Below are 26,408 nucleotides of genomic sequence, written 5' to 3'. Positions count from 1 at the left end.
AGTTCGATGCCGGTCCAGACCGGCCAAGCCATCGCGAGATAGCAGCCAGACGCATGTCTTTTGCCGCTAGCTCGCACTCGCCGGGTTAGCGCGCCTCTACCCGTGCCGGCCATCGCCGGTTCGTCAGTCGCACGCTCCGCCATGTTCCATCCTCCGATCGCAGGCCGCGTCACGCACCCGCGCTCGATCACGTCGTCCGGCGTTGGCCGGACGGAACGGAGGCAGCGTCATGTTCTTTCAATCGTTCGCGCTCAGACTCAAGCGCATCGTGCACGTCACGTGCAACCGCTCGTTTTCCGGCCGCTCGCCGCTCGCCCGGGCATTCGGCCGCTGGCGCGGCCTGGCGCTCGCCCCTGCGCCGGCGGCGCCGCGCCCGCTCGACTGCCTGCTGATCGCCGCGACGGCGGCCGCCGTCGCGCTCGCCGCGCTGCTGTGCTCGGTCGCGCCCCGCGTCGGCTTCGCGCAGGTGTGGCGCGTCGGCGGCTGGCTGCCGTAAGCCCCTGCTCCGCGCGGGCCGTGTCGTCATGCGCCCCGCGTCCCGTTCCCGTTTCCTCAGCTTAACTAATCGAACTACCAACGGAACCCAAATGAAGAACTTGCTCTCGTCCGTCCCGCGCAAGCGCCGCGCCGATGCGCTCGCCACGCTGCTGCTGTCGCTCGCCGCCACCTCCGCGTTCGCACAAGCATCGTCCGCCGCCGAACCGGCGGCCGGCGCGAGCGATGCCGCCCCCGCGCAACAGGCTGCGGATGCTGCCGCGCCTGCTCCCACGGGCCTCTGGGAACGCTCGAACCTGCTCGGCAACATGGGCGGCCTGCGTGACGTGCTCGACGAGCACGGCGTCACGCTGAGCCTGCAGGAAACCAGCGAGTACCTGTACAACACGTCGGGCGGCACGGGTCGCGGCGGCGCGTACCAGGGGCTCACGCAATTCGGTTTCAACGTCGATACCGGTAAGGCGATCGGCCTGCCGGGCGGCACGTTCAACGTGTCGGGGCTGCAGATCCACGGCACCAACCTCACGCAGCGCTACCTGCAGACGTTGCAGACCGCGACCGGCATCGAGGCCAATTCGACCACCCGCCTGTGGGAACTCTGGTACCAGCAGTCGCTGCTCGACGGCAAGGTCGACGTGAAAGTCGGCCAGCAGAGCGTCGACCAGGAATTCATGGTGAGCCAGAACGCGGCGACGTTCATGAACGCGACGTTCGGCTGGCCCGTGCTGCCGTCCACCGACCTGCCGTCCGGCGGCCCCGCGTATCCGCTGTCGTCGCTCGGCGTGCGGCTGCGCGTGAAGCCGGCCGACGCGTGGACCGCGATGGTCGGCCTGTTCGACGGCAACCCGGCCGGCCGCGCCGACGGCGACGCGCAGGTGCTGAACGCGCATGGCACCAACTTCAACCTGCGCAGCGGCGCGTTCGTGATCGGCGAAGTGCAGTACGCGCTGAACGCGCCGCCCGCCGATCCGAAGGCCCCGCAGCCTGCCGGCCTGCCCGGCACGTACAAACTCGGCTTCTGGTATCACTCGCAGCACGCGAACGATCCGCGCTACGGCACCGACGGGTTGTCGCTCGCCGATCCGGCAAGCAACGGCACCCCCGCCACGCATCGCGGCAACTACGGCTTTTATGCGGTCGCGGATCAGATGGTGTGGCGGCCGTCCGCCGACAGCCCGCGCTCGGTCGGCGTGTTCGCGCGCGTGATGGGCTCGCCGGGCGATCGCAATGTCGTCGATTTCGCCGCCAACGCCGGCGTGACGCTGAAGGCGCCGTTCGCCGGACGCGACAACGACGTCGCCGGCATCGCGATCGGCTACGCGAAGATCGGCTCGCATGCGCGCGGCCTCGACGGCGACACCGGCGCGTACACGACGCCCGGCTATCCGGTGCGCCGCGCGGAGACGGTCGTCGAAGCGACCTATCAGTACCAGGTCGCGCCATGGTGGCAGGTGCAGGCCGACCTGCAGCACTTCTTCCGCCCGGGCGGCGGCATCCCGAACCCGAACGCGGCCGGCGCGCGCATCGGCGACGAAACGGTGGTCGGCGTGCGCACGACGATCACGTTCTGACGCCCGCCGCATGAACACACGGGCCGGACGGCCGCTTGCGCGACGGTCCGGCCCGTGCGGGTGCTTGCCGTGCGGACGGGCACACGGCCCGCCCCGCGGCTTACTCGCGGTGCATTACTCGCCGTACAGCCCCAGCAGCTTCAGCGTGACGCCGTTGGTCCAGCCGAAGCCGTCCTGCAACGGATATTCGCCGCCCCCGCCGCCCCCCGTGCCGGTGCCCTCGACCACGTATTTCTCGACGAGCTTGCCTTCGGTCGCGTACACGTGCTTCACGTCGGACAGGAAACGCGTGCCGATGTCCTTCGCGAGCGCCGGATCGCCGTAACGGCGCAGCCCGTCGATCGCGATCCACTGCAGCGGCGCCCAGCCATTCGGCGCATCCCACTGCTGGCCCGTGTTCTCGGTCGTCGTCGCGAGGCCGCCCGGCTGCAGCAGCGTCTTGCGCACTTCGCGCGCGGTCGCCTTCGCGCGCTCCGGCCACGCGACGCCCGCGAACAGCGGATACAGCGCGGCGGCCGTCACACCGTCGCGCGGCTTGCGCAATTGCCAGTCATAGTCGCCGTAATAGCCGCGACGGTTCCACAGGTAGTGATTGATCGCGGCCGCACGCCGCGCCGCGCGCCCCGAAAAATCGGCCACGCAGGCGATATCGCGCGTGATCGCGCAGCCCTTCACGATCGTCGTCTCGAGATGGAACATCAGGCTGTTCAGGTCGACCGGCACGATCGAGGTCGTGCGGATCGTCGCGAGCGTCTTGCCGTCGCCGAACCAACGCGAGCTGTAGTCCCAGCCGCTTTCGGCGCCCGCGCGCAGGTCGCGGTACACCTCGTTCGCCGGACGGGACGGCACCGATTTCGCGGTGGTCACGTCCTCGAGATACGACTCGTCGCGCGGCGTGTCGCTCGCATCCCAGTAGCGGTTCAGCACGGCGCCGTCGGGCATCGCGACCACGTTGCGCGTCGCCTGCCCGCGCGGCGTCGTGGTTTCGCCCTGCATCCAGTACGCATGTTCCTTGCGCAGCGCCGGCAGGTATTTCTGGTAGACCTTGTCGCCTTCGGCCTGCGCGGCGAGCGTGACCATATACGCGAAGAACGGCGGCTGCGAGCGGCTCGCGTAGTACGTGCGGTTGCCGTTCGGGATGTGCCCGATCGTATCGATCAGGTATGCGAAGTTGTCGAGCATGTCGTCGACGAGATCCTCGCGCCCCGATACCTGCAGCCCGAGCATCGTGAAATAGGTATCCCAGTAGTAGCCTTCGCGGAAGCGGCCACCCGGCACGACGTACGGCTTCGGCATCGGAATCAGCGAACTGTACGGGGGCGCCGTGACGCTCGTGCGCGTGAGCTGCGGCCACAGCCAGTCGATATGCTGGCGCAGCGTCTGATTCGGCGGCGGCGTCACGCCACCTTCCGGGGGCGGCGTGAAATGCTGGTCGACGAACGCCTTCAGCGAGAAGCCCGGCTGCGATTTCTGTTGCTGATACAACTGCACGATCGTCGCGGGATCGGTATCGGGCGTGGCGTCGACGAAGGTCTTCTGGTCGGGATAGAGCTGCGCGGTCTGCACCGCGACGAACAGCTCGCCGTAGAGTTGGCTCGGCGGCGGCAGCAGCGTGCCCGACGCGGGAGCGGCTGCGGCTGCGGTGGCGGCAGGCGTCGCGGACTGGCTGGCCGCTTGCGCGGCGGCCTGGTTCGCACTGTCGGCCTGCGCGGCGCAACCGGCGACGGCGAGATAGGCGATGGCCAGTGCGGCGGCCCAGCGCAGACGCGGCGCGGGCGGTGACTGGCGCGACGGAAAACGAGATGCAAGCGGTGCGGCACGACGTGACGTCATGGCGTGTCCCCTCCTTTCGATGTTGAGTGGATCGGCACGAGGTCTCGTTCGCGCGCGCGTTCGTCTCGATGGCCTTCGATCGATACGCGTCATGTTGTGAGGCGAATGCGTGCGACTGTCGCACGAAACATGCATGTCAAGCAAGTTTCGATTCGCGCGATTCCCGGAGATAGCCGCGCACCGCCCGCCACGCACGCGCTTCGAGCGCATCCGCATCGGTCTCGCCGCGCGCGCCCGCCGCATCGACGATGCCTTTCACGATCGCGAGCAGGTCGTGCGCGACGACGTCGGGTGCGGCGACGCGCGGCGCATCCCGCAACCCGAGCGCATGCAGCAACGTCGCGTGGATGCGGTCCGCGATGCGCGCGGTGCGCGCGCCGAGCGGCAACCGCGCTTCCTCGAAATCGATCAGCCGCGCGAGCGCCGGCCGGCGCATCTGGTGCGCGACGGCCCCACGCACCAGCGTGCGCAGCACGTCGTCGCAGGACGACAGCGCGGCCGCCCGGTCGACGTCGTCGAGCAGATGCGCGCTCTCGCGCTCGACGAGCGCAGCGGTCAGCGCGTCGCGGTTCGAGAAATACTGGTAGAGCGAGCCGATGCTCACGCCGGCCAGCGCGGCGACCGCATTCGTCGTGTAACCGTCGAAGCCGTCGCGCTCGAGAATGCGAGCGGCGGCCTCGACGATCGCATCGACGGTGGCCACCGAGCGGCGCTGGCGCGGCGCCTTGCGCGGCGAAAGCGGAATGCGCGACGACGATTCGGACATGGCGGAAGGCAAGCTTGAATATGAGCGATCGCTCACATTTTAAGAACGCACGGCCGCTCCGTCAAAAGGCATCGATCCGAACGGTCGACGTCGATCCGCTCGTCGCATTCGAGCTCGAATGCGCGTTCGACGCGCCGTGCGAAACACCGTTCGGCGATCGCTGCATCGGTCTCCAGCCCGGCATCGAAAACACATCCACGCCCCGCTGCGGCGACGCTGCGTTGTCCACGCCGCGCCGCGCATGCGGCATGCACCGGCACCGCATCGCTCGCCCATGCGCAGTCGTCCTTTGTCCGCCATCCTCCGGAAAAGACGACTGTTGCAACATGCGGAACAACTGTTGTCGCACGTGACGCAGCGGTCACATTGTGGGCATAATGACACCTTTACCGCGCGCCCAGCCCATGTCGCCCGTCTTTCTAGCACCGCTCATCGTTGCCTGTGCGTTGTTCATGGAAAGCGTCGACGCGAACATCATCGTCACCGCACTGCCTGCGATGGCGAGGGACTTCGGGCACAACCCCGTCACGCTGAACATTGCGATCACGGCCTACGTGGTCGGTCTCGGCGTGTTCATTCCGATCTGCGGCTGGCTCGCCGACCGCTTCAGCGCGCGCGCCGTGTTCCGCACCGCGATCGGCATCTTCGTCGTCGGCTCGCTGATGTGCGCGGCGTCCAACTCCCTCGGCGTGCTCACGTTCGCACGCTTCATACAGGGCGTCGGCGGCGCGATGATGGTGCCGGTCGGCCGCATCATCATCTTCCGCGCGGTGCCGCGCTCCGATCTCGTGCGCGCGATGAACTACCTCGCGATTCCCGCGCTGTTCGGGCCCACGGTCGGGCCGCTCGTCGGCGGCTTCATCACGACCTACCTGCACTGGCGGATGATCTTCTTCATCAACGTGCCGATCGGTCTCTACGGGATCTACCTCGCGAGCAAGCACATCGCGAACACGCACGAGCCCGACCCGGGCCCGCTCGACTGGTTCGGCTTCCTGCTGTCCGCGAGCGGCGCCGCGCTGCTGCTGATGGGCCTCACGCTGATCGACGGTTCGCTCACGTCGCGCTCGAACGCCCTCGTCATGTGCGCGGCCGGCGCCGCGATGCTCGCGTTGTACGTGCCGTACGCGCGCCGCAAGGAGCGCCCGGTGCTCGACCTCAGTTTCCTGAAGATCCCGACGTATCACGCGAGCGTCGTGGGCGGCTCGCTGTTCCGCATCGGGCTCGGCGCGGTGCCGTTCCTGCTGCCGCTCGCGCTGCAGGAAGGGCTCGGCATGAGTGCGTTCCACTCGGGGCTGATCACGTGCGCGTCCGCGCTCGGCGGCGCGGTCAGCCGCTCGACGGCCACGCATACGCTGCGCCGCTTCGGTTTTCGCACGGTGCTGATCTACAACGCGGCATTCGCGGGCCTGGCGATCGCCGCGTACGGCGTGTTCCATCCCGGCATGGCGACCTGGGCGATCTGGCTGATCGTGCTCGTCGGCGGCATCTTCCCCGCGCTGCAGTTCACGAGCCTGAATTCGATGATCTACGCGGACATCTCTCCGCGCGACGCAGGCCGCGCGACGAGCCTCGGCAGCGTCGTGCAGCAGATGTCGCTCGGCCTCGGCGTGACGGTGGCCGGCCTCGTGCTGCACGTGTCGCACTGGCTCCAGGGCCATCAGGCGATGGTGTGGTCGGATTTCTGGCCCGCGTTCCTGGTGGTCGGGCTGTGCTCGTTCGCGTCGATTCCGATCACGCGGCGGCTGCCGCCCGGCGCCGGCGACGAAGTCGCGCGCGGCAAGCGGCAATAGGTGGCAATAGGCGGCATTAAGCGGCGGCCGATGCGGCCAATGACCTGTCGCGCGGCAACGGACGACGAACCGGAAAAACAAAAAAATCAGCGGACATCCACACGGGGCCGGTGCACAGCCGCATGGATGTCCGCTCAGGGCTCCGGGTCTCCCGATGGGGGTTGGGAATCCCGGATTCGCTTCCTGCGTGCCATGGACATATGTGCGTCGGAAGCGGAATCGTCGCGCGCACTTGTCGCCGCGCCATGAACTGCACTATAGGGAAACTTGCAAAACGTATCTGTCAACCATTGTCAGACGCGTTGCGGCCGCGCATCGCACGCGCGCGCCGCTTTCGCGCTAAAGTGGTTCCCGATCGCCACCCTCGACCGTCCTCCCGATGCTCACGCTCTCGCCCGCCGCCGCCCGCGCACTGCATCTCGCCGCCCAGGGCCTGCTCACGCCGCCGCGCCGCAAGGCGACCAAGTCCGACGTGCTCGACACGATCCGCCGGATGGCGCAGTTGCAGATCGACACCATCCACGTCGTCGCGCGCAGCCCGTATCTCGTGCTGTTCAGCCGTCTCGGCGATTTCTCGCCGCAGTGGCTCGACGAACATCTTGCCGAGGCGCGCCTGTTCGAATACTGGTCGCACGAAGCGTGTTTCCTGCCGATCGAGCAGTTCGGGCTGATGCGTTACAAGATGCTCGATCCGTCGGGGATGGGCTGGAAATATGCGGCCGAATGGCATGAGCAGAATCGTCCGGAGATCGAACGGCTGCTTGCGCGGATTCGCGAAGCAGGCCCCGTACGGTCGGCCGATTTCGCGCGCGAGGACGGCGCGAAGGGCAACGGCTGGTGGGATCGCAAGCCCGAGAAGCGTCACCTGGAAGTGCTGTTCACGACGGGCGAGCTGATGGTGTCGGAGCGCCGCAATTTCCAGCGCGTGTACGACGTGCGCGAACGCGTGCTGCCCGACTGGGACGATGCGCGCGACCTGCCGCCGCGCGATGCCGTGCTGCCCGCGCTGCTCGACTACACGTGTCGCGCGCTCGGCGTCGTGCGCGCGGACTGGGTGGCCGACTACTATCGGCTGCCGCGCCGTTCGTACCGCGCGGAGCTGGAGCGGCTCGCCGACGCCGGCGACCTGATTCCGGTGCAGATCGACGGCTGGAAGGAACCGGCCTACGTGCATCGCTCGCTCGACGCGCTGCTGCCGGCGGCCGCTGCCGACACGCTGCGCTCGACGGTCACGACGCTGCTGTCGCCGTTCGACCCGGTCGTGTGGGACCGGCGGCGCGCGTCGACGCTGTTCGGTTTCGACTACACGATCGAGTGCTATACGCCCGCGCACAAGCGGCGCTACGGCTATTTCTGCCTGCCCGTGCTGCATCGCGGCCGGCTGGTCGGCCGCGTCGATGCGAAAGCGCATCGCGCGCTCGGCACGTTCGAACTGAAGGCCGTGCACGTCGAGCCGGGCGTGCGGTTCGGCACCGGGCTCGCGGCCGACGTCGCGAAGGCCGTGAAGAAACTCGCGGCGTGGCACGGCACGCCGGAGGTGACGGTCAGGCACGCACCGCCGGAGCTGATGAAGGCGCTCGCCGATACGTAACGCGCGTACGCTCGCTCACGCAAGCGGCCCACCTTGCGGCGCACGCGCCGCCGGCCGCGGATCAGTCGCGCAGCTTGCGAAAACGCGGTGTGCCGTCTTCGAGGTTGCCGTTGAACATCGCTTCCGGCCGCACCCACAGCCCGCGCGCATGCGGCCACAGATGCTCGTAGACGACCACCGATTCCTCGGTTTCGGAGTGGCGCGCAACGCCGATGTAGCGGTACAGGCCGCCCTTGTAGTGGCGGTGCGTCGCGAGCTGTTCGGCTTCCTGTTCGGTCATGATGGCTTCTCTTCGGCAAAAACGGAAAGCGCGTATTGTATGCGCTGCGCCGCGCGTCAGCGTTTCGTGTAGAGGTCAGGCCGGCGGATCTCCATCAGCCGCTCGGGGTTCGCGGACGGACCGAAACCGACCGGCCGATAGAGTTCGTGCGCATCGGTCGTGACGAGCATGATGCGACGCAGCCGCTGCACCATCTCCTGCGCGAATATATGGTCGATCAGTGCGCGGCCGTAGCCGTTGCCGCGTTCGGCCGGCAGCACGAACACGTCGCACAGATACGCGAACGTCGCGTGATCGGTGACGAGCCGCGCAAACCCGACGAGCCGGTCGCCGACATACGCGCCGAAGCACAGCGAGCCCTCGATCGCCCGCTCGACCACGTCGCGCGGAATGCCCTGCGACCAATAGGCGTCGCGATGCAGGAAGTCGAAGATCGCGTCGACGTCGAGTTCGCGTTTGTCGGTGGAAAATCTCAGCGTGGCGGAAGTGGCAGCGGGCACGTCTGTTCTCCAGTTCGAGGGGCAGAAGGCGGAGCGTCGACGATACCGCGCCGTGGGGTGCGGAACAAGGGGCACCAGGGTCTGCCGTAGATGAACAGCCGCACTGCCCATCCTCGATTCGGCGACAATGGCATCCGCCGATAAACCGAGACGCCGCCTCATGACCTACCGCCTCATCGCCTTCGACTTCGACGGCACGCTCGCCGATTCGCTCGACAGTTTTCTCGCGGCGCTGTCGGAAGCGTCGCGCCTGCACGGCTTTCGCGACGCCACGCCCGAACTGCGCCCAGCGCTGCGCGGCATGTCGGCGCGCGACATCGTCCGCGCGCTCGACGTGCCGATGTGGAAAGTGCCGCGCGTGACGATCGACATGCGCCGCCTGATGCGGCCGCGCATCGCGCACGTGCGGCTGTTCCCCGGCGTCGACGAAACGTTCGACGCGCTCGCCGCGCGCGGCATCCGCATCGCGATCGCCACGTCGAATACCGAGGAGATCGTGCGCGACCGGCTCGGCCCGCGCGCCGGCGCGCGCGTCGACCATTTCGCCTGCGGCATTCCGCTGTTCGGCAAGGCGCGCCGTCTGCGCGCGCTCGTTCGCGAGGCCGGCGTGCGCGCCGACGAAGTGCTGTACGTCGGCGACGAAATCCGCGACGCAGACGCGGCACGGCATGCGCGTATCGCCTTTCAGGGTGTCGCGTGGGGCTACACGGCGCCCGACGCGTTGCAGGCACATTGCGCGACGCCGTTGCTGCGGCGCCTCGATGCGCTGCTCGATCGCGTGTAACGCTGTCACCCACGCCCCGCACTCACGCCGCCCTCTCGCCCGCCGCGCGGCCACCGCGACGGCCGCGGCCGCGACGCCATCTCACCGACGAAATACAGATGACACGCACGTGCATCTCATCCATTGCATGCGCCACGCGCACGCAAAAATTGCCGCCGACGCATGCGCATCAGGTACGCACTACCGGGCTGCACGCGTGCCCATCGATTCGTCTTACCAACCGTTACACAAGCCACAGCACGGTTGCACCTGCTACCCGACCGCTCTCCTAGAATCGGTCGGGCCGGATTCGACCGGCGCCGCGGCAGAGCGGCGGTCGAATCCGGCCCGGGCGCGCCCGGTCTCTCGCACAGCGACGGATCGCACGATCCGTTTTTCAACCAGAGCCCCGATCGAAAGGAGGTCCCATGAACCGCTTTCCCCATATTTCGCGCCTCGCCTTGTCTGCCGCTGGCCTGCTTCTCGTCGCCGTGACCGCGACCGCGCAAACCGCGCAACCGGCGCCCGCCGCGTCCGCTGCACCGGCTGCAACCGCGACGCGCATTCACGAAGCCGACCAGGCCTTCATCACGGACGGCACGAAGACCGTGTCGACCCAGCACGACGCGGCACGCATCGCCGATTCGCGCACGTCGGACAGCCAGGTCAAGGCGTTCGCGCAACGCGTGTCGACCGACGATGCAAAGATCATCCAGGCGATGCGCGCGGCGAGCCCGCGCGGCGTCGACGTGCCGGCCAACGACCCGGACACGACCGTGCTGAACAGCATCAAGAGCCTGCGCGGCGCCGAGTTCGACAAGGCCTATATCGAACAGGTCGCGCTCGCCGGCCAGCAGAAGGCGATCTCGGCGTTCCAGGCCGAAATCGCGTCGGGCCGCGACACCAAGCTGAAGGAAGTCGCCCGCCAGTCGCTGCCGATCCTGCAGGCGCACTACGCGGACGCGCAGAAGCTCGCGCAGCGTCATCACCTCGCATCGGCGCAGTAACGCGATGCAGCGCCGCGCATCGTGCGCGGCGCACCGTTTCCCCCGCCGTCGCGCTGCCGCCTTCCCTGCCGGCGGCGCGACGCACGTCGATCGTCGCGCGTCCCGCGTCACCGGTTACGTCGCCAGCTTCGCCTCGAGTCGCGCACGCACTTCCGGCCATTCGTCGTCGATGATGCTGAAGCGCACCGAGTTGCGCTTGCGGCCATCCGGCATGATCCGTTCGTGGCGCACGATGCCCTCCTGTTTCGCACCGAGCCGCAGGATCGCCGCGCGCGATTTCTCGTTCAGCTCGTCCGTCGTGAACTGCACGCGCACGCAGTGCAGCGTGTCGAACGCATAAGCCAGCAGCAACCACTTCGCTTCGGTATTCGCGCGCGTACGCTGCGCCGATTCGCTCAGCCACGTATGACCGATCTCGAGCTTGCGGTTCTTGCGATCGATCTTCCAGAAGCGCGTACTGCCGATTGCACGGCCCGACGCGCGATCGACGATCACGAACGGCATCACGGTGCCGGCCGCTCTCCCCTGCAACGCCGTGTCGATGTAGGCGTCGACCGTCTGCGCGCCCGGCACGACCGTGACCGTCAGGTTCCACAACTCGCCGTCGGCCGCGGCGTCCAGCAGCGCCTGCCGGTCGGATACGTCGAGCGGGCGCAGGACGACACGTTCGCCGACGAGAGTCGGTTGTTCGAGGAAGGACGATGCGTCGGTCATGACGGGATTCCGGAAAATGAGGTCGATGGCGGCGAAACGCCCATCATACGGCGGTGCCGCTAGCCGAGGTGGGCGGCCAGCCGGCGGCGGATCGCCTTCGCTTCGCCCCGCAGCGCATCGACGAACGCGTCGACGAGCAGGTTCTTCGGCCGGTGCTCGGGCGCGATCACGCTGACCCGGTACGGAAACGAGCGCGTCAGCGGCCGCACGTGCAGGCCGCGGCCGACGAAATCGAGCGCCGTGAGCGGGTTGACGATCGCGGCCCCGAGCCCTTGCCGCACGAACGCACACACCGACACCGCCGACGGCGTGTCGACCACCGAACGCGGCGCGACGCCGAGCTGCGCGAACGCCTCGTCGATCAGGATGCGGTACGGATCGTTCAGCGACAGGCTCACGAACGGGCGGTCGGCGAGATCCGGCAGGTCGATCGCGTCCTGCGCGAGCAGCGGATGGCCGTCGGGCAACACGCACACCTCGTCGACTTCGAGCAGCGGCGTGAGCACGGTGCCGGCCGGCGCGACGTCGTGCTCGGTCAACCCGAGGTCGTAACGTTGGGCCGTGAGCCACTCCTCAAGCACCGGCGACTCCTGCGTCGCGACCGATACGCTCACGCCCGCATGCGCGTCGTGAAAGCGCCGGCACGCACCGGGCAGGATCGCGTGCGCGAACGCCGGCAACGCGATCACCGACAGCTGCCCGTCGCGAAACTCGCGCAGGCGCGCGGCCGTCGCCGCGACGCGTTCAAGCCCCACATACGCGAGCCGCACGTCGTCGAACAGCGTGAGCGCGGCCATCGTCGGGCGCAGCCGGCCGTGCGCGCGCTCGAACAGCGCAAAGCCGACGACCTGCTCCATCCGCGCCAGCTCGCGGCTGACGGTCGGCTGCGACGTGTACAGCATCTCGGCCGCGCGCGTCGTGCTGCCGGTGACCATCAGCGCACGAAAAACCTCGATATGACGGTGCGTCAGCATGATCGTATATATCAAAAATGAATCGAATATCGATAGATAGGCATTTTACCGTATAGCCAATCAGGCGCATCATCCGGTTGTCCGTTCATTCGATCCGATTCATCCGCCATGTCCCTCGATTCCCGCCAGCTCGCGACGCTCGCGCAGCAATACGGCACCCCGCTGTGGGTGTACGACGCCGACGTCATCCGCGACCGCATCGCCCAACTGCGCCAGTTCGACGTGATCCGCTATGCGCAGAAGGCGAATTCGAACGTCCATATCCTGAAGCTGATGCGCGAGGAAGGCGCGTGTGTCGACGCCGTGTCGCTCGGCGAGATCGAACGCAGCCTCGCGGCCGGTTTCAGCCCGGGCGGCGAGCCGGAAGGCGTCGTGTTCACGGCCGATCTGATCGATCGCCCGACGCTCGCGGCGGTGCTCAAGCATGGCGTGACCGTGAACGCCGGTTCGCTCGACATGCTCGCGCGCATCGGCGAGCATGCGCCCGGCCACCGCGTGTGGCTGCGCGTCAATCCCGGTTTCGGCCACGGCCACAGCAACAAGACCAACACCGGCGGCCCGCAGAGCAAGCACGGCATCTGGATCGACGACGTGCCGCGCGCGATCGAGATCGTGCGCCAGTACGGGCTGAAGCTGGTCGGCATCCACATGCACATCGGTTCGGGCGTCGACTACGGCCACCTGTCGCAGGTGTGCGACGCGATGGTCGATCTCGTCACGTCGCTCGGCCACGACATCGACGCGATCTCGGCCGGCGGCGGCCTGTCGATCCCGTATCGCGACGGCGAGCCGCGTGTCGACGTCGATCACTACTTCAGCCAGTGGGACGCCGCGCGCAAGCGGATCGAACGGCATCTCGGCCATCCGGTGCGCATCGAGATCGAACCGGGCCGCTTTCTCGTCGCCGAAGCCGGCACGCTCGTCACCGAAGTACAGGCCGTCAACCGTCGGCCGAAACACGATTTCGTGCTGATCGACGCGGGCTTCAACGACCTGATGCGCCCGTCGATGTACGGCAGCTATCACGCGGTATCGGTGCACGCGCACGACGGCGCGCTGCCCGCCGGCCGGCCGCTCGTCGACCTCGCGATCGCCGGCCCGCTGTGCGAATCGGGCGACGTGTTCACGCAGGATGCCGGCGGGGTGGTCACGCACCGCAAGCTCGCGCAGCCGCAGATCGGCGACCTGCTGTTCCTGCACGACGCGGGCGCGTATGGCGCGTCGATGTCCTCGAACTACAACAGCCGGCCGCTCGCGCCGGAAGTCCTGGTCGATCGCGGTACGCCGCGACTGATTCGTCGCCGGCAGACGATCGGCGAATTGCTCGCGCTGGAGACGTTCGAGTAACACGCGTACGGCGTGACGAACGCCAACGGCCAGGCTTGCCGCTAGCGGCAGCCTGGCCGTTTTGCTTCGGGCCGAGTTCACGCTCGCGATCGTGCGCATCGGCAGCCATCGCGTTGCCGCCGGCCTCGCATCGGGTCACGTCGGCCCGATGCACGGCACGTCGCGGCGCCTGCCTTACCCCGCGCGCTGCACGGGCGCCATCTTCGAGAAGTACTTCGCGCCCGCCACGCAGCCGACCACCACGACCGTCACGATGACCATCGACGGCGGCACCGTCTCGTGCAGCAGCCCGGCCGCGAGCAGCAGGCCGAAGAACGGTTGCAGCAGCTGCAACTGGCCGACGCCCGCGATCCCGCCGAGCGCAAGCCCGCGATACCAGAACACGAAGCCGATCAACATGCTGAACAGCGACACGTACGCGAGCCCCCACAGCGCGGCGGCGTCGACGCCGTCGAACGACGCGGGCCAAGTCAGCCACGCGAGCGGCAGCATCAGCGGCAGCGACAGCACGAGCGCCCACGAGATCACCTGCCAGCCGCCGAGCTGGCGCGACAGCCGCGCGCCTTCCGCATAACCGAGCCCGCACGCGATGATCGCCGCCAGCATCAGCGCATCGCCGAGCACCGACGCCTGCCCGCCGTTGCGCAGCGCGAACGCGGCCACCGCGCCGCTGCCGACGATCGAGAAGATCCAGAACGGCAGCCGCGGCCGTTCGCCGCCGCGCCACACACCGAACAGCGCGGTCGCGAGCGGCAGCAGCCCGACGAACACGATCGCATGCGCCGACGTCACGTGCTTCAGCGCAAGCGCCGTCAGCAACGGGAACCCGACCACGACACCGAGCGCGACGACGGCCAGCGACACGGCCTCGGCACGCGACGGCCGCTTCTGCTTCAGCACGACGAGCAGCAGCAGGCCGAGCGCACCGGCGATCGTCGCGCGCGCGAACGTGAGGAACAGCGGGTCGAGCCCTTGCACCGCGACACGCGTCGCGGGCAGCGAGCCACTGAAGATGATGACGCCCAGCATGCCGCTGAGCCATCCGTCGGTCGTCTTTTGCACGGTCAACCCTGAATGGAAGATGGATGACCGATGATCCGCCGCCGGCCAAAACGGCGTAAGCTACAGCCCAATACAATTCAGACAAACTGTACTGAACAACCGGCCGTACAGTTCATCGTTCGCCATGAGCCATTCCGCCCCGATTCCCGCTCCGCCCGCGCCGTCGCGCACGCGTGTGGAAACCGTCATGGATACCCTGCGCGCGCGGATCGCGAGCCGCGCGCTGATGCCCGGTGCGCGCGTGCCGTCGATCCGGATGATGGCCGACGCGCTCGGCGTGTCGAAATCGACGGTCGTCGATGCGTACGAGCGGCTCGCGAGCGAAGGCGTGCTCGTCGCACGGCGCGGTTCGGGCTTCTACGTGTCGGGCCACGCCCCGCCGCTCGCGCTCGCCGAGCTGGGCCCGCGCCTCGATCGCGAGCTCGATCCGCTGTGGCTGTCGCGCCAGTCGCTCGAAGCGGCGCCGACGTCGGTGAAGCCCGGCTGCGGATGGTTGCCGTCGTCGTGGCTGCCCGACGAAAGCCTGCGTCGCGCGCTGCGCGCCGTGTCGCGCGACGAATCCGATGCGCTGACCGACTATGCGACGCCGCTCGGCCTGCCCGCGCTGCGCCAGCAGCTTGCATGGCGGCTCGCGCAGCACGGCGTGCACGCGGAACCCGCGCAGATCATGCTGACGGACGGCGGCACGCACGCGCTCGACCTCGTGTGCCGCCTGCTGCTGGAACCCGGCGATACCGTCGTGCTCGACGATCCGTGCTACTTCAACTTCCAGGCGCTGCTGCGCGCGCACCGCGCACGGATCGTCAGCGTGCCGTTCACGCCGAACGGCCCCGATCTCGTGCGCTTCGAGCAAGTACTCGCCGAGCACCGGCCGCGCCTGTACATCACCAACGCGGCACTGCACAACCCCACCGGCGCGACGCTCGCGCCGCCCGTCGCGCACCGGCTGCTGACGCTCGCGGCCGAGCACGGGTTGCTGATCGTCGAGGACGACATCTTCGCGGATTTCGAGAGCACGCCCGCGCCGCGCCTCGCGGCGTTCGACGGACTGTCGCGCGTCGTGTCGATCGGCAGCTTCTCGAAGACGCTGTCGGCCGCGATCCGCTGCGGCTATATCGCCGCACGCCCGGAATGGATCGACGCGCTCGTCGACCTGAAACTCGCGACATCGTTCGGCAACGCGCAGATCGGCGCGAACGTCGTGCACCGGCTGCTGATCGACGGCACGTACCGACGCCATCTCGACAGCCTGCGCGCGCGTCTCGCGGATGCGATGGGCGAAACGATCCGGCGCCTCGCGCGAGCCGGCCTCGCGATCTGGACGGAGCCGCGCGGCGGGTTGTTCGTGTGGGCGCAATTGCCGGACGGGCTCGACGCCGCGCGCGTCGCACGCCACGCGCTGGACCACGACGTGGTGCTCGCACCCGGCAACGTGTTCAGCGCGTCGCGCAGCGCGACGTCGTACATGCGCTTCAACGTGTCGCGCTGCAAGGGGCCCGTCGTGTTCGATGCGCTTGCGCGGGCAATGGACGCGGCGCGTGGGGTAGAACGCGACGGCGCGCCGGCGGATGCCGGCGGCCGGGTGCTGGCCGGCAAGTGACGCGAGGCGGCCGTGCCGCGGCGGGATGCCCCGCCGCCTGCGTCACGCCTCCCCCGCGTGCGCCCTCGCCCGCACCTCGGCGAACGACGTATCGACGAGCAAACGCCCGGTGTCGAACACCGTCTCGAGCGCCTCGTCCCATTCGCCTTCCAGCGCACGATCGTCCCACGCGACCGGCAGCGTCACCGTCCGATACTCGCCGGTGCGGCGATTGCGCAGCAGCGTGAGCCGCCCCGGCTTCGAGCGCTTGCCCCGATCGGTGACCGGATCCTTGCGGACGTCGTGCCACACGCCGCCGCGCCGGACGGCCGAACACTTCATCGCAAAGCGCTGCGTATCGCGGTTCACGCGCTGCAACAACGCGCCGCCCATGCCGAATACGACGTTGCCGGCCGCGTAGCCCGCCTCGTCGAGCGCGACGAGAATCGCTTCGATCGACCGCTCGTCGACGCCGTCGCCCTGGATCACGCGCACGCGGTTCAGCACGCGCCGCCCCTTGCCGTTCACGGTCGACCCGAACGACGCATCGAGCGCCCGCACCGTCTGCAGCACGATCGTCACCGGGTCGCCGGAATCGGGGCGCACGACGAGCGTCGCGCCCGAATCGATCACCGCCTGCCGAAGTTCGCCGCCCCACAGATCGAGTGCGGCGAACAGATCGTAGGAGTCCGACACGACCGATACGATCGCGCCCGGCAATCCGAAGCGGCCGATCATGTTGCGATACGCATCGACCTCGCCTGCGCGCCCCCACGACGTGATCGTGCTGTGCTCGGCCGCCGGCACCGAATAGGCGGCCATCGGCTCGCGATAGAAGCGGTTCGCGGCCAGCACGCCGAGCACCGTGTCCGAACCCATGAAGCTCACGAGGTGCGCGGCGCCGCCGATCGCGGCCGATTCCGCGCTCGACACGCCGCGCGCGCCGAAGTCGTGCAGCTTGAACGGCAGTTGCGCGAGATCGTCGTCGGTCCTTTCGAGGAAGCGGCGAATCGTTTGGCGCAAATGCCAGCTGCGGGTCGCCACCGTCACCGGATACCAGATGCGCAACAGCATCGTCTCGAGATACGACGCGAGCCAGAACACCTGCGGATCCTCGCACTCGACCGTCATCAGCACGTTGTGCACCGGCACGATCGAACCCTCCGGCACCGCGCGGATCTTTACCGGCAGGTAGCCGTCGTAGTGCTCGACGAGATGGCGCCATCCTGCTTCGTCGAACGGCTCGCCGTGCACGGCGAAGAAATCGCGCGCATCGTCGATCATCGCGTGCGTGACCGGCTTGCACAGATATTCCTTCAGCAGCATCTGGAGGCCGAAGAACAGCGTGCGGTCGTAGCGGCCGCCGCGCGATTCCACGTACGAGAACATCGCCGATGCGTCCGGCGGATATTGCAGGAAGTGGGAAGCCTTGTACGAATCCGTATTGAGAATCGGATTGGAGAGAACCGCGGCAAAGCCGCCGGGATCGTTTTGCATGGCTAGAGCTCCTCTAGGCCGTTGAAGTGCCGCCGCGTCTGTCGCGGCGGACCGAATGCGGGGAATCAGCGTGTCACAGCTTCCCCAGGAAGTGATACGCGATGTCGAAGTGATCCTCGAACATCACGTTGCGCATCTGCGCGAATTCGTTGAGCGGAACCCAGCGCGCCTTGTCGGCATCGTCGCTACCCTTCACGCGCGGCAGCTCGCCGGTCGGAAAGTTGAACAGGCACGCATGCGTGATCGTGCGGCCACGCAGCGAACGCGTCGGGTGATCGAATACCTGGCGATCCTTGATCGAGCCGCGCAACACGGGCTCCGGCAGCTTGAGGCCGGTTTCCTCGCGCAGCTCGCGGATGCAGGCGGCATCGAGCCGCTCGTCCTGGTTCACGAATCCGCCCGGCAACGCCCACAGGCCGCGGCCCGGTTCGCTGCGGCGGCGCACGAGCAGGATATGCCCGGAGTGCACGACCACCGCGTCGACGGTCACGAACGTGACGGGATACGGCGCGGCGGCCCAGGCCTTGCGATACGCGGCGATGAATTCCGCTTCCGACTTCAGTTGCGCGAATTCCGGCTGCGTACGGAAACGCTCGAGCCAGCCGAACACCGGCTCCGGTACGGCCCACTGCACGAAGCTGTTGGTTCGTTCGGCGAAATACTGGTCGCGGATTTCGGTGGCGGAAATGTCTTCCGTCGCGTCGACGTCGACGAGTTCCCATTGCGGGAACATCCGCAGGTAATACGACGTGGCGTCCTTCTCGTGGCCGATCAGCCCGACCTTGCGCTGCGCGATATCGCCGAGCGCGGACGCGACGGCCTCCTGCACCCAGCGCACCCAGTCGCCGTCGTTGTAGGTCGAATCCTGCAGCGGCGCGATCGTCACGCGGTCGCGCTCGGACGTATCGAGCAGCGAAGCCAGCATCTGGCGGCGCTCGTCGAACGAGAATGGATCCTTGATGGTGCGGGGCTTGTCGGTCGACCCGATCAGCACGCACACGCGCTCGGCCCGGCTCAGTGCCGACTTCAGCACGTTCAGGTGACCACGATGCGGAGGCTGGAAACGACCGATGAAAACGAGCGCGTCGAAGCGCCGGTTCTGTTGCGTACTCATGAGGCTCCCTCAAGAGATTGAAACGCTCCGGGTCTGTCCCGAAGGGTTGAAATGAATCCTAGGGTAATTCCCGAGATGCGTCAATCGAGCGTATTCGAGCACACGCTCGACTTGACGAAGTCTGACGAAACACGTGTTTTTGGCGCGGTACACTCGATCGCATCCCAATCCGCGCCGCTGGCGCCCGCCCTCATGAGGATCTCAGTCAGCCGGACCGTCGGGGTCGATCGCAGGCGCCTGTTCACGTGGTCGCAGGATTACGGACGGCGGCTCGTGTGGGACAACTTCCTCGTCGATGCGTATCTGCTCGACGGAACGACCGCCGATGTCGGCGTCGACGCGTTCTGCCGCAGCCAGTCGGGCGCGACGATGGTGTCGCGCTACATCTCGTACCGTCCGCCGCAGGTCGCCGCCGTCGAAATGGTCGAAGGGCCGAAGGTGCTCGAACGCTTCAGCGGCAGTTGGAACTTCACCGAGCACACGCCCGGATCGACCGAGGTGAAGTTCACGTACCACTTCCGTGCGCAGCCGTCCTGGCTGCGCTGGCTGCTCGAACCGCTGATCGGCGCGTTCTATCTCGTGCAGACGCGCCGGCGTCTCGATTCGTTCAAGCGCTGGGCCGAGGCTGAAGCGCTGCCGCACTGAGCGGCGCGCGCCGCCGGCCGCAGGCTGCGCATGTGCCATCCCGACATGCGCACGCCATGCTCGCCACCCCGCGCGGCCGGCCCGAGCCTCGGCCTTCGGCCGGTGCGACAACTGCCGTTTCGTCACTGCAGCGCCACCGCCACCCGCTATAATCGCGCGACATTCCGACTGCATTGAGCAGGCCGACGGTGGCGCGCCGATCGACGCGCCGTACGCCCGCCTCGACAACAACAATGACGCATCGAACCCTCCGACGCCTTCGCCCGCTCGTACGCGCCGCCGCGCGCGTGCTCGCGTGCGCCCCGCTGCTCGGCGCACCGCCGGCGCTGCACGCGGCCGATACCGCCGGCACGCCCGTGACCGAGCCCGCGACCGGGCGCCATATCGTCGTCGACACCGGTCATACGCCGGCGCATCCGGGCTCCACCGGTGCGAGCGGCCGCGTCGAATACCTGTACAACCTCGAGCTGTCCGGCGCGGTCGCCGACAAACTCGCCGCGCATGGCGACCGCGTGCTGCGCACGTCGGCGGACGGCCGCGAGATCGCGCTCGATCAGCGCTCGACGCAGGCGCCCGATGCGAACCTGTTCGTGTCGATCCATCACGACTCGATGCAGCAGCAGTTCATCGACGCGGGCCGGCAACGCGAATTCCGCGGCTTCTCGGTGTTCGTGTCGGCGCGCAATCCGCACTATGCGCAGAGCCTGCGCTGCGCGAAGGCGATCGCCGAGCGGCTGGTCGCGGCCGGCGAACGGCCTTCGCTCTATCACGCACAGCCGATCCGCGGCGAGAACCGGCCGCTGATCGATCCGTCGCTCGGCATCCATCGCTTCGACGATCTCGTCGTGCTGCGTACCGCGCCGATTCCGGCCGTGCTCGTCGAAGCCGGCGTGATCGTCAATCCGGACGAAGAAGCGCGGCTCGCGCGGCGCGAGACGATCCAGCGCCTGTCCGCCGCGATCGCCGGCGGCATCGACGCATGTACGACACCCGAATAAACGACATCATCGCCCGTCGGATTCGACGGTTTTCACCCAGCCAGGAGCATCACCATGAAGAAGAAGAATCTGCTCGCCTCCTCCGCATTGCTCGCACTCGCCGTTCCGTTCGCCGCGCACGCGGCCGGCTGCGGGAAGCCGCGCAGCGCGTTCGACCAGGTGTATTGCACGAGCACGCAGTTCGCGCAGTCCGACCGCGATCTCAACGACGAATACGGCCGGCTGCGCAAGCAACTGAGCGGCGATCAACAGGCGACGCTGAAGGCCGGCCAGCTCGCGTGGCTGAAACAACGCGACGCGCAGTGCAGCGAGACGCGCGGCAGCAGCTACCTCGTCGATATCCAGTGCGCGAACGACATGACGCAGTCGCGGCTGTCGTTCCTGCGCGAGCGTGAGCGCGAATGCTCGAGCACCGGATGCGTGACGTCGAAGCTCGGCGAGTAAGGCCAGGCAGTCACACGGCATACCGCAACCGATCGCACGGGGCACGCATGACACCGAACACGACGACGATCGACATCCGCGCGGCCACATCCGCCGACGCGCCGACCATCGCCGACATCCACGTCGCGTCGTGGCAGGCCACCTACACGGGCATCATGCCGGCCCCGTTCCTCGCCGGTCTCTCGGTCGAAAAACGCACGACCTTGTGGCGCGGCGCGCTCGACGCCGGTCGCCCGCGTGTCGCGCTCGCGTTCACAGGCGACGACGCGGCAGGCTGGATCGCCTATGGCCCGACGCGCGACGCCGACAAGGATCGTGCGTGGGGCGAAATCGAAGCGATCTATCTGCACCCGTCGCATTGCGGGCGAGGCATCGGCGCGGCGCTCGTCGAGCACGCATGCCGATCGCTGCACGCCGCGGGCCACGCATGGGTATCGCTCTGGGTACTCGTCGAAAACCGTCGTGCAAGAGCATTCTATGAACGCGAAGGCTTCGTCTCCGAAGACGACATCAAGACCTTCGAGATCGACGGTACGCCGATCGAGGAAGTGCGCTACTGGCGCGCACTGCCTTGACCGGCTTCGTCGCCATGCGCGGCATTCACAGAAACCACCGATACTCCCGCGCCCCGATATCGTTGCGGAAATCCAGCTCCTCCTGCCGCTTGTTCTCGCAGTACACCATCACGAACTCGCTGCCGAGCCCGTCCTTCACGGCCGGATGATCCTGCATCGCGGCGACCGACGACAGCATCTCCTTCGGAAAATCGATGCCGCTGCCGCGATCCTCGTTGAGCGGTGCGATCGGCTCGAGCCGCGCATCGAGCCCGTACTCCATCCCGCTGAGGATCGCCGCAAGCACCAGGTACGGGTTCGCATCCGCGCTCGCGAGCCGGTGCTCGATCCGCAGATTGCGTGCATCCGACTCTGGAACCCGGATGCACGCGTCGCGATCCTCGAACCCCCAGCTCGCGCGGCTCGCCGCGTTCACCATCGACCCGTAGCGCCGGAACGCATTGTGATTCGGCGCGAACACGGGCATGCAATGCGGCAGCAGCGCGAGGCAGCCGGCCACCGCATGCCGCAGCGGCCGCTGTCCGTCCGCGGCAAGCAGGTTGCGCCCCGCCTCGTCGTACAGGCTCACGTGCACGTGCATCCCGCTGCCCGGCGCGTGCAAGTACGGCTTGCCCATGAAGCTCGCGCGATAGCCATGACGCAACGCGACGCCGCGCGTGCTGCGGCAGAACAGCGCCGACCAGTCGGCCGCGCGCAGCGCGTCGTCGGTATGCCCGAAATTGATCTCGAACTGACCGGGGCCGAGCTCCGCGGTGATCACCGTCGCATCGACGCCCTGCTCGCGCGCGGCGTCGACCATCTCGTGCAGCACGTCGGAAAAGCGCGACAGGCGTTCGATATGCATGTTCGGCTGATCGTCGCGGTCGTCGCTCAGGCGGTCGCGCGGATACTGCGGCATGCCTTGCTCGAGCTGCGCGGCAAACAGGTAGAACTCGAGCTCGAATGCGACGACCGGCCGGATGCCGCGCGCCGCGAACCGCCGCAGCACGCGCGCGAGCACCTCGCGCGGCTCGAATTCGATCGGGGAATCGGTGCCGTCGGAACTGATCAGCATCTGCGCGAGCGGCTGCCGCTCCCAGCGCACCGGCTTCAGCGTGCCGGGTATCAGGCGGCGCGGCGCATCGGGATCGCCGTCGTTGAAGCAGTAGTCGCCGATCTTGTAGAGGCCGCCCTGCGTGCCGAGCAGCACGCAGTTCTGCGGCAGCTTCAGCAGCGCGCCCGCCGCGATTTTCTCGAGCGCGTCGATCGGATAGCGCTTGCCGTAGAAATGCCCGGGGAGATCGAGGCAAATCAGGTCGACATAACGGATCTCGGGGTGCGCCTGCCGGAATGCGCGGACTTCACCGACCAGCGCGGGAACGACGTCAGCCATGTCTCATCCTTTCCATGTCTCGTATGGCGGCGCCGCAGCGCGGCGAACCGGATTGATGCGGCGCATGGTGCAACGCACGCCGCATGTCGATCAGTACTGCAAACAGGATGCGTGGCGCGGCGACCTCCGACACCACCGGCCACTCAGGTGAACACCCAGATCACGCGGGTCGGCGCGTCGGTCAGGTTCGCATACCGGAAGCGCTTGTGCGCGGGAAGCTGAAACGCATCGTTCGGGCCGAGCGTGACCGGCGTGTCGTCGCCGTCTATCCAGATCGTCAGTTCTCCTTCGAGTACGAAGCCGCCCTGCTCGTCGCTGTCGTCGACCGGCCGCTCGCCGCTGCTCGCGCCCGGCCCGAGATGACTTTCGAGGATCGAGAAGCGCGAACGCATGTTCGGCGACACGAGGATGTCGGTAATGCCGGCCGCGTAATACACGGTGCGGCGTTCGCCGGGCCGCGTGACCCACGGCACGCTGCGCGGCTTGCTCAGGCTGTAGAAATACGTGGTCGGCGCACCGAGCGCCTCGCCGATCGCGGTGAGATCCGCGACCGTCGGACGCGACAGCCCACGCTCGACCTGCGACAGAAAGCCGACCGAGCGGCCGATCCGTTCGGCGAGATCGCTCAGCGTGACCTTGCGATGCTTGCGCAGGTCGCGGATCAGGATCGCCAGACTTTCTATCTCTTCCTGTTCGTTCATGATGGATTCCGGTGCAATCAAACGGTATCGCGCAGACGGTACCAGGCCTTGCCGATCGCTTCGAGCGGTGCGGCCAGCCGGTCGCCTCCCGGAAAGCGCGGGTTGCGGATGCGCTGGTACTGCGCGAGCAGGCGGGCGTCACCGAGCACGGCGTCGGCCACCGCGCGCGCACCGGCGAGCGTCGGCAGCACGCCGTGCCCCGAAAAACCCTGCAGCCAGAAGCGCTGCCCGTGGCGGCCGATGTCCGGCGTGCGGCGCATGCTGATGTCGATGTGACCGCCCCACGCGTAGTCGAGCGGCACGCCGGCCAGTTGCGGGAATACGCGTTCGAGGTGCGGGCGCGTCGCCGCCGCGATATCGGCCGGGATGCCGCCGAGATACGTGCAGCCGCCGCCGAACAGCAGCCGGTTGTCGGGGCTCAGGCGGAAATAGTCGGGCACGAACTGGTTGTCGATCACGCAGCTGTTGCGCGGCAGCAGCGCACGCGCGACGTCGGGCGCGAGCGGCGCCGTCGCGACCTGGTACGTGCCGACCGGCAGCAGCCGGCGCGCGAGGTCGCGGTCGAGCCGGTCGACGTACGCATTGCAGGCGAGCACCAGCACGTCCGCACGTACTTCGCCGCACGCCGTGCGGGCGACATGGCCGCCCGCCGTCTCGCGACAGTCGAGCACGCGGCTCCGTTCGAAGATGCGGCCGCCCGCGCGCTCGATCGTCCGCGCGAGGCCGAGCGCGAGCTTCAGCGGGTTCAGGTGGCCGGCCTCCGGATCGTGGAGCGCGGCGAGATAGCGCGTGCCGCCGATCCACTCGGGCATCTCGTCACGCCCGATCAGGCGCAGCCGGTCGTAGCCCCACCGCTCGGCCGCCTCGTCGCGCGCTTGCGCCAACATCGCGACGCGCCGCGGCCGCACCGCGGCCCACAGGCTACCGGGCCGGTAGTCGATGTCGAAACCGTGCCGCGCCGGCAGTTCGCGCACCTCGGCCGCCGCCCAGCGCATGCTGTCCCACAGCAGGCGCGCGCCGTCGCGGCCGAGCGCCTCCTCGAGCGGCTGCATGTCGCACGACCAGCCGAGCAGCGCCTGCCCGCCGTTGCGGCCCGATGCGGCCCACGCGACGCGGCTGGCTTCGAGCATGACGACGCGCTTGCCGGCAAGCGCGAGCCGCAGTGCCGTATGCAGGCCGCTGAAGCCCGCGCCCACGACCAGCACGTCGGCGTCGATGCGTTCGTCCAGCGCCGGCCGATGCGGGATCGGCGCCGGATAGGTACCGGCGTAGTAGCTTGCGACGTGACGGTCGGACTGCACGAACATGCGGGCTCCCGTGAAAATTTCGCCTTGAAATTTCATGAAAAACTAGCATGACAATTTCATGCGGGCAAGCGGGGGACCGATGTTCGTGTCGTCAGGGAAATAGTCCGACGAACTACAGTTGCGCGCTGTTTATCCGGTTTCGGCGCGATTCGACAATTCGCGGGGCCAGGCGTGTGTCCACGCCGCGCGTACGTATCGCCGCCGTTGTCCAGCGCCGGAACGCGCGCGGCGGGGCTAAAACCGGTGAATGATGCCCGCGCCGAACGCGAACTGGCTCCCGGTCGACGACGGCGCGGAGTTGAACCCGTCACCCAGCGTCGCGGTCGCGTCGACGATGCTGCCCGCGCCGCTCGTGCCGAGCGTCTTGCCCTTCGCGTGCTGATACGCTTCAAGCAGGTACAGCCCCGTGCGCTTCGACAGCGAGTAGTACTGCGACAGGTTGAACTGGTGATACTGCGCGCTGTCCGTGATGCCGTTCGCTTCGGTCGCACGCGTGTACGCATAACCTGCGCCGACATCCCATACAGCCGACGGCTTCCAGTGCAGCACCGCACCGGCCGTGTTGAAAATCGCAGTGTTGACGAACTTCGACGCCGTGCCCGGGATGTATTGGGTGTTGGTGTACGTGGCCGTCGCATCCCACGCGTCGCTGAACCGGTAGCTCAGGCCCACCGCGAACCGCTGCTGCGCCTTCGCGGTCTGGTAGCCGTTCGTGAGCGCCGACACGCCCACCTGCGCGCCGCCGTTCGACGTCGTCGAATTCGCCCCCCACGTGCCGCCGGCCGTATTCGAATTGTTCACGCGCTCGAACGCGACGCCGACACCGAGCGGGCCGGCCGCGTACTGGATGCCGGTTGCCCATGTCGAACCAGCATTGGTGCTGCCGGCCACGCCGCCGAACGAATACGAGCCGCTCAGCGTCAGCCCGTACCATTTCGGCGACGTGTATTCGAGCGTGTTGTTCGCGCGGTAAATCGTGTCGAGCCCGTCGACGTCGCCCGGGTGCGCGCCGTAGTAGCCGGTGATCCACGTCGTCGGGCTGAACGCCGACATCGTCTGGTAGTACGACGCGTACTGCCGTCCCGCGCTCAGCGTACCGTAGGTCGCATGGGTCAGGCCGACCCACGCCTGCCGCCCGAACATCGCATCGGTGTACTGCGTCGCGCCGGTGCTCGAGTTGAAACCCGATTCGAGCGTGAAGATCGCCTTCGTGCCGCCGCCGAGATCCTCCGCACCCTTCAAGCCGAAACGGCTGCCGGCCCACACGCCCTGGTTCGTCCTGACCACCGACTTCCCGCCGCTCGTCGAGCCGAGCGCCGTCGCGTTGCTCTGGTAGCCGATCCCGTTGTCGACGATCCCGTACAGCGTGACGCTGCTCTGCGCGAACGCTGGTGCAGCCGCCGCCATCGCGATGGCGGTCAGCGCGACCCGTGATGCCTGCTTCTTCATCGATCCGTCTCCTTCCTTGCCTTGTTGAATG

25 protein-coding genes are annotated in these 26,408 nt (G+C 67.9%); 12 read left to right on the top strand and 13 right to left on the bottom strand.

Annotated elements, in window-relative coordinates; all coding sequences use genetic code 11:
* Window positions 1–229: 229 nt before the first annotated feature.
* Both WT53_RS14405 and WT53_RS14400 read left to right on the top strand, forming a co-directional pair.
* On the top strand, window positions 230–496 hold the full coding sequence (locus WT53_RS14405) for a hypothetical protein (protein ID WP_034204420.1): 267 nt from the start codon (window positions 230–232) through the stop codon (window positions 494–496).
* 91 nt (window positions 497–587) lie between these two features.
* Complete coding sequence (locus WT53_RS14400) at window positions 588–2,066, top strand: carbohydrate porin (RefSeq protein ID WP_060260316.1); 1,479 nt, start codon at window positions 588–590, stop codon at window positions 2,064–2,066.
* A 114-nt stretch (window positions 2,067–2,180) separates the two neighbouring features.
* Here WT53_RS14400 and treA read toward each other — a convergent pair whose 3' ends face one another.
* Both treA and WT53_RS14390 read right to left on the bottom strand, forming a co-directional pair.
* Window positions 2,181–3,899: an alpha,alpha-trehalase TreA gene (treA, locus tag WT53_RS14395; protein WP_060260312.1), complete on the bottom strand. Its 1,719-nt coding sequence runs from the start codon at window positions 3,897–3,899 to the stop codon at window positions 2,181–2,183.
* A 136-nt stretch (window positions 3,900–4,035) separates the two neighbouring features.
* Window positions 4,036–4,665, bottom strand: coding sequence for a TetR/AcrR family transcriptional regulator (locus tag WT53_RS14390; RefSeq protein WP_060260310.1), 630 nt, complete (start codon window positions 4,663–4,665; stop codon window positions 4,036–4,038).
* 404 nt (window positions 4,666–5,069) lie between these two features.
* Here WT53_RS14390 and WT53_RS14380 point away from each other — a divergent pair, with 404 nt between their 5' ends.
* Both WT53_RS14380 and WT53_RS14375 read left to right on the top strand, forming a co-directional pair.
* Window positions 5,070–6,458, top strand: a complete 1,389-nt coding sequence (locus WT53_RS14380) for an MFS transporter (RefSeq protein ID WP_052100084.1) — start codon at window positions 5,070–5,072, stop codon at window positions 6,456–6,458.
* Window positions 6,459–6,837: 379 nt separating this feature from the next.
* Window positions 6,838–8,049, top strand: a complete 1,212-nt coding sequence (locus tag WT53_RS14375) for a winged helix-turn-helix domain-containing protein (protein WP_034204414.1) — start codon at window positions 6,838–6,840, stop codon at window positions 8,047–8,049.
* A 61-nt stretch (window positions 8,050–8,110) separates the two neighbouring features.
* On the opposite strand, the gene WT53_RS14370 is transcribed toward WT53_RS14375, so the two are convergent.
* Both WT53_RS14370 and WT53_RS14365 read right to left on the bottom strand, forming a co-directional pair.
* A complete protein-coding gene (locus tag WT53_RS14370; RefSeq protein WP_006480837.1) occupies window positions 8,111–8,329 on the bottom strand; it encodes a DUF1653 domain-containing protein in 219 nt (72 codons plus the stop codon).
* A gap of 56 nt (window positions 8,330–8,385) precedes the next feature.
* Window positions 8,386–8,829 carry a GNAT family N-acetyltransferase gene (locus WT53_RS14365; RefSeq protein ID WP_034204413.1) on the bottom strand — a complete coding sequence of 148 codons (444 nt, stop codon included), beginning with the start codon at window positions 8,827–8,829 and terminating at the stop codon, window positions 8,386–8,388.
* A 160-nt stretch (window positions 8,830–8,989) separates the two neighbouring features.
* On the opposite strand from WT53_RS14365, the gene WT53_RS14360 reads away from it, so the two are divergent.
* Window positions 8,990–9,613, top strand: coding sequence for an HAD hydrolase-like protein (locus WT53_RS14360; RefSeq protein ID WP_034204412.1), 624 nt, complete (start codon window positions 8,990–8,992; stop codon window positions 9,611–9,613).
* Window positions 9,614–10,020: 407 nt separating this feature from the next.
* Window positions 10,021–10,599, top strand: coding sequence for a DUF4142 domain-containing protein (locus WT53_RS14355; RefSeq protein WP_034204411.1), 579 nt, complete (start codon window positions 10,021–10,023; stop codon window positions 10,597–10,599).
* 114 nt (window positions 10,600–10,713) lie between these two features.
* Here WT53_RS14355 and WT53_RS14350 read toward each other — a convergent pair whose 3' ends face one another.
* Together WT53_RS14350 and WT53_RS14345 are read right to left on the bottom strand one after the other, a co-directional pair.
* Window positions 10,714–11,313, bottom strand: a complete 600-nt coding sequence (locus WT53_RS14350; RefSeq protein ID WP_034204410.1) for a GNAT family N-acetyltransferase — start codon at window positions 11,311–11,313, stop codon at window positions 10,714–10,716.
* Window positions 11,314–11,372: 59 nt separating this feature from the next.
* Window positions 11,373–12,287 (bottom strand): LysR family transcriptional regulator, encoded by a 915-nt coding sequence (locus WT53_RS14345; protein WP_034204409.1) that lies wholly within the window; start codon window positions 12,285–12,287, stop codon window positions 11,373–11,375.
* 108 nt (window positions 12,288–12,395) lie between these two features.
* Between WT53_RS14345 and lysA the strand changes: the two genes are divergently transcribed.
* On the top strand, window positions 12,396–13,634 hold the full coding sequence (gene lysA, locus WT53_RS14340) for a diaminopimelate decarboxylase (RefSeq protein ID WP_034204408.1): 1,239 nt from the start codon (window positions 12,396–12,398) through the stop codon (window positions 13,632–13,634).
* Window positions 13,635–13,808: 174 nt separating this feature from the next.
* Here the strand turns inward: lysA and WT53_RS14335 are convergent, their stop codons facing one another.
* Window positions 13,809–14,696 (bottom strand): DMT family transporter, encoded by an 888-nt coding sequence (locus tag WT53_RS14335; RefSeq protein WP_034206134.1) that lies wholly within the window; start codon window positions 14,694–14,696, stop codon window positions 13,809–13,811.
* Between the two features lie 124 nt (window positions 14,697–14,820).
* Between WT53_RS14335 and WT53_RS14330 the strand changes: the two genes are divergently transcribed.
* A complete protein-coding gene (locus tag WT53_RS14330; protein WP_034204407.1) occupies window positions 14,821–16,296 on the top strand; it encodes a PLP-dependent aminotransferase family protein in 1,476 nt (491 codons plus the stop codon).
* Between the two features lie 42 nt (window positions 16,297–16,338).
* Here the strand turns inward: WT53_RS14330 and WT53_RS14325 are convergent, their stop codons facing one another.
* Together WT53_RS14325 and WT53_RS14320 are read right to left on the bottom strand one after the other, a co-directional pair.
* Window positions 16,339–17,772, bottom strand: a complete 1,434-nt coding sequence (locus tag WT53_RS14325) for a nicotinate phosphoribosyltransferase (protein ID WP_034204406.1) — start codon at window positions 17,770–17,772, stop codon at window positions 16,339–16,341.
* 73 nt (window positions 17,773–17,845) lie between these two features.
* A complete protein-coding gene (locus WT53_RS14320; protein ID WP_034204405.1) occupies window positions 17,846–18,886 on the bottom strand; it encodes a bifunctional nicotinamide-nucleotide adenylyltransferase/Nudix hydroxylase in 1,041 nt (346 codons plus the stop codon).
* Between the two features lie 192 nt (window positions 18,887–19,078).
* Here WT53_RS14320 and WT53_RS14315 point away from each other — a divergent pair, with 192 nt between their 5' ends.
* From WT53_RS14315 to WT53_RS14300, 4 genes are all read left to right on the top strand, one after another.
* On the top strand, window positions 19,079–19,531 hold the full coding sequence (locus WT53_RS14315; protein ID WP_034204404.1) for a type II toxin-antitoxin system RatA family toxin: 453 nt from the start codon (window positions 19,079–19,081) through the stop codon (window positions 19,529–19,531).
* A 233-nt stretch (window positions 19,532–19,764) separates the two neighbouring features.
* Entirely contained in the window at window positions 19,765–20,529 is a 765-nt protein-coding gene (locus WT53_RS14310) for an N-acetylmuramoyl-L-alanine amidase (RefSeq protein WP_034204403.1), read from the top strand.
* A 54-nt stretch (window positions 20,530–20,583) separates the two neighbouring features.
* Window positions 20,584–20,973, top strand: coding sequence for a lysozyme inhibitor LprI family protein (locus WT53_RS14305; protein ID WP_034204402.1), 390 nt, complete (start codon window positions 20,584–20,586; stop codon window positions 20,971–20,973).
* Between the two features lie 47 nt (window positions 20,974–21,020).
* Window positions 21,021–21,548: a GNAT family N-acetyltransferase gene (locus WT53_RS14300; protein ID WP_034204401.1), complete on the top strand. Its 528-nt coding sequence runs from the start codon at window positions 21,021–21,023 to the stop codon at window positions 21,546–21,548.
* A 25-nt stretch (window positions 21,549–21,573) separates the two neighbouring features.
* On the opposite strand, the gene WT53_RS14295 is transcribed toward WT53_RS14300, so the two are convergent.
* The 4 genes from WT53_RS14295 to WT53_RS14280 all read right to left on the bottom strand — a co-directional run bounded on the left by WT53_RS14295 (window position 21,574) and on the right by WT53_RS14280 (window position 26,377).
* Window positions 21,574–22,920 carry a glutamine synthetase family protein gene (locus WT53_RS14295; protein ID WP_034204400.1) on the bottom strand — a complete coding sequence of 449 codons (1,347 nt, stop codon included), beginning with the start codon at window positions 22,918–22,920 and terminating at the stop codon, window positions 21,574–21,576.
* A gap of 143 nt (window positions 22,921–23,063) precedes the next feature.
* A complete protein-coding gene (locus tag WT53_RS14290) occupies window positions 23,064–23,621 on the bottom strand; it encodes a helix-turn-helix domain-containing protein (RefSeq protein ID WP_034204399.1) in 558 nt (185 codons plus the stop codon).
* Between the two features lie 17 nt (window positions 23,622–23,638).
* Window positions 23,639–24,928 (bottom strand): FAD-binding oxidoreductase, encoded by a 1,290-nt coding sequence (locus WT53_RS14285; protein ID WP_034204398.1) that lies wholly within the window; start codon window positions 24,926–24,928, stop codon window positions 23,639–23,641.
* A 234-nt stretch (window positions 24,929–25,162) separates the two neighbouring features.
* Window positions 25,163–26,377, bottom strand: a complete 1,215-nt coding sequence (locus tag WT53_RS14280) for a porin (protein WP_060260307.1) — start codon at window positions 26,375–26,377, stop codon at window positions 25,163–25,165.
* Between the last annotated feature and the right edge of the window lie 31 nt (window positions 26,378–26,408).

The organism is Burkholderia sp. MSMB2157WGS (genome assembly GCF_001532755.1).
In the GTDB taxonomy this organism is placed as follows: domain Bacteria; phylum Pseudomonadota; class Gammaproteobacteria; order Burkholderiales; family Burkholderiaceae; genus Burkholderia.
This window is presented reverse-complemented; position numbering and strand designations above follow the sequence as displayed.

What these genes read in the sequence shown, in the direction of transcription:
- WT53_RS14295 (WP_034204400.1), bottom strand. Translation starts at nt 22,920, where the DNA reads ATGGCTGACGTCGTTCCCGCGCTGGTCGGTGAAGTCCGCGCATTCCGG.
- WT53_RS14305 (WP_034204402.1), top strand. Translation starts at nt 20,584, where the DNA reads ATGAAGAAGAAGAATCTGCTCGCCTCCTCCGCATTGCTCGCACTCGCC.
- lysA (WP_034204408.1), top strand. Translation starts at nt 12,396, where the DNA reads ATGTCCCTCGATTCCCGCCAGCTCGCGACGCTCGCGCAGCAATACGGC.
- WT53_RS14345 (WP_034204409.1), bottom strand. Translation starts at nt 12,287, where the DNA reads ATGCTGACGCACCGTCATATCGAGGTTTTTCGTGCGCTGATGGTCACC.
- WT53_RS14290 (WP_034204399.1), bottom strand. Translation starts at nt 23,621, where the DNA reads ATGAACGAACAGGAAGAGATAGAAAGTCTGGCGATCCTGATCCGCGAC.
- WT53_RS14280 (WP_060260307.1), bottom strand. Translation starts at nt 26,377, where the DNA reads ATGAAGAAGCAGGCATCACGGGTCGCGCTGACCGCCATCGCGATGGCG.
- WT53_RS14285 (WP_034204398.1), bottom strand. Translation starts at nt 24,928, where the DNA reads ATGTTCGTGCAGTCCGACCGTCACGTCGCAAGCTACTACGCCGGTACC.
- WT53_RS14300 (WP_034204401.1), top strand. Translation starts at nt 21,021, where the DNA reads ATGACACCGAACACGACGACGATCGACATCCGCGCGGCCACATCCGCC.
- WT53_RS14355 (WP_034204411.1), top strand. Translation starts at nt 10,021, where the DNA reads ATGAACCGCTTTCCCCATATTTCGCGCCTCGCCTTGTCTGCCGCTGGC.
- WT53_RS14310 (WP_034204403.1), top strand. Translation starts at nt 19,765, where the DNA reads ATGACGCATCGAACCCTCCGACGCCTTCGCCCGCTCGTACGCGCCGCC.
- WT53_RS14315 (WP_034204404.1), top strand. Translation starts at nt 19,079, where the DNA reads ATGAGGATCTCAGTCAGCCGGACCGTCGGGGTCGATCGCAGGCGCCTG.
- WT53_RS14330 (WP_034204407.1), top strand. Translation starts at nt 14,821, where the DNA reads ATGAGCCATTCCGCCCCGATTCCCGCTCCGCCCGCGCCGTCGCGCACG.
- treA (WP_060260312.1), bottom strand. Translation starts at nt 3,899, where the DNA reads ATGACGTCACGTCGTGCCGCACCGCTTGCATCTCGTTTTCCGTCGCGC.
- WT53_RS14405 (WP_034204420.1), top strand. Translation starts at nt 230, where the DNA reads ATGTTCTTTCAATCGTTCGCGCTCAGACTCAAGCGCATCGTGCACGTC.
- WT53_RS14370 (WP_006480837.1), bottom strand. Translation starts at nt 8,329, where the DNA reads ATGACCGAACAGGAAGCCGAACAGCTCGCGACGCACCGCCACTACAAG.
- WT53_RS14320 (WP_034204405.1), bottom strand. Translation starts at nt 18,886, where the DNA reads ATGAGTACGCAACAGAACCGGCGCTTCGACGCGCTCGTTTTCATCGGT.
- WT53_RS14325 (WP_034204406.1), bottom strand. Translation starts at nt 17,772, where the DNA reads ATGCAAAACGATCCCGGCGGCTTTGCCGCGGTTCTCTCCAATCCGATT.
- WT53_RS14375 (WP_034204414.1), top strand. Translation starts at nt 6,838, where the DNA reads ATGCTCACGCTCTCGCCCGCCGCCGCCCGCGCACTGCATCTCGCCGCC.
- WT53_RS14350 (WP_034204410.1), bottom strand. Translation starts at nt 11,313, where the DNA reads ATGACCGACGCATCGTCCTTCCTCGAACAACCGACTCTCGTCGGCGAA.
- WT53_RS14400 (WP_060260316.1), top strand. Translation starts at nt 588, where the DNA reads ATGAAGAACTTGCTCTCGTCCGTCCCGCGCAAGCGCCGCGCCGATGCG.
- WT53_RS14380 (WP_052100084.1), top strand. Translation starts at nt 5,070, where the DNA reads ATGTCGCCCGTCTTTCTAGCACCGCTCATCGTTGCCTGTGCGTTGTTC.
- WT53_RS14360 (WP_034204412.1), top strand. Translation starts at nt 8,990, where the DNA reads ATGACCTACCGCCTCATCGCCTTCGACTTCGACGGCACGCTCGCCGAT.
- WT53_RS14390 (WP_060260310.1), bottom strand. Translation starts at nt 4,665, where the DNA reads ATGTCCGAATCGTCGTCGCGCATTCCGCTTTCGCCGCGCAAGGCGCCG.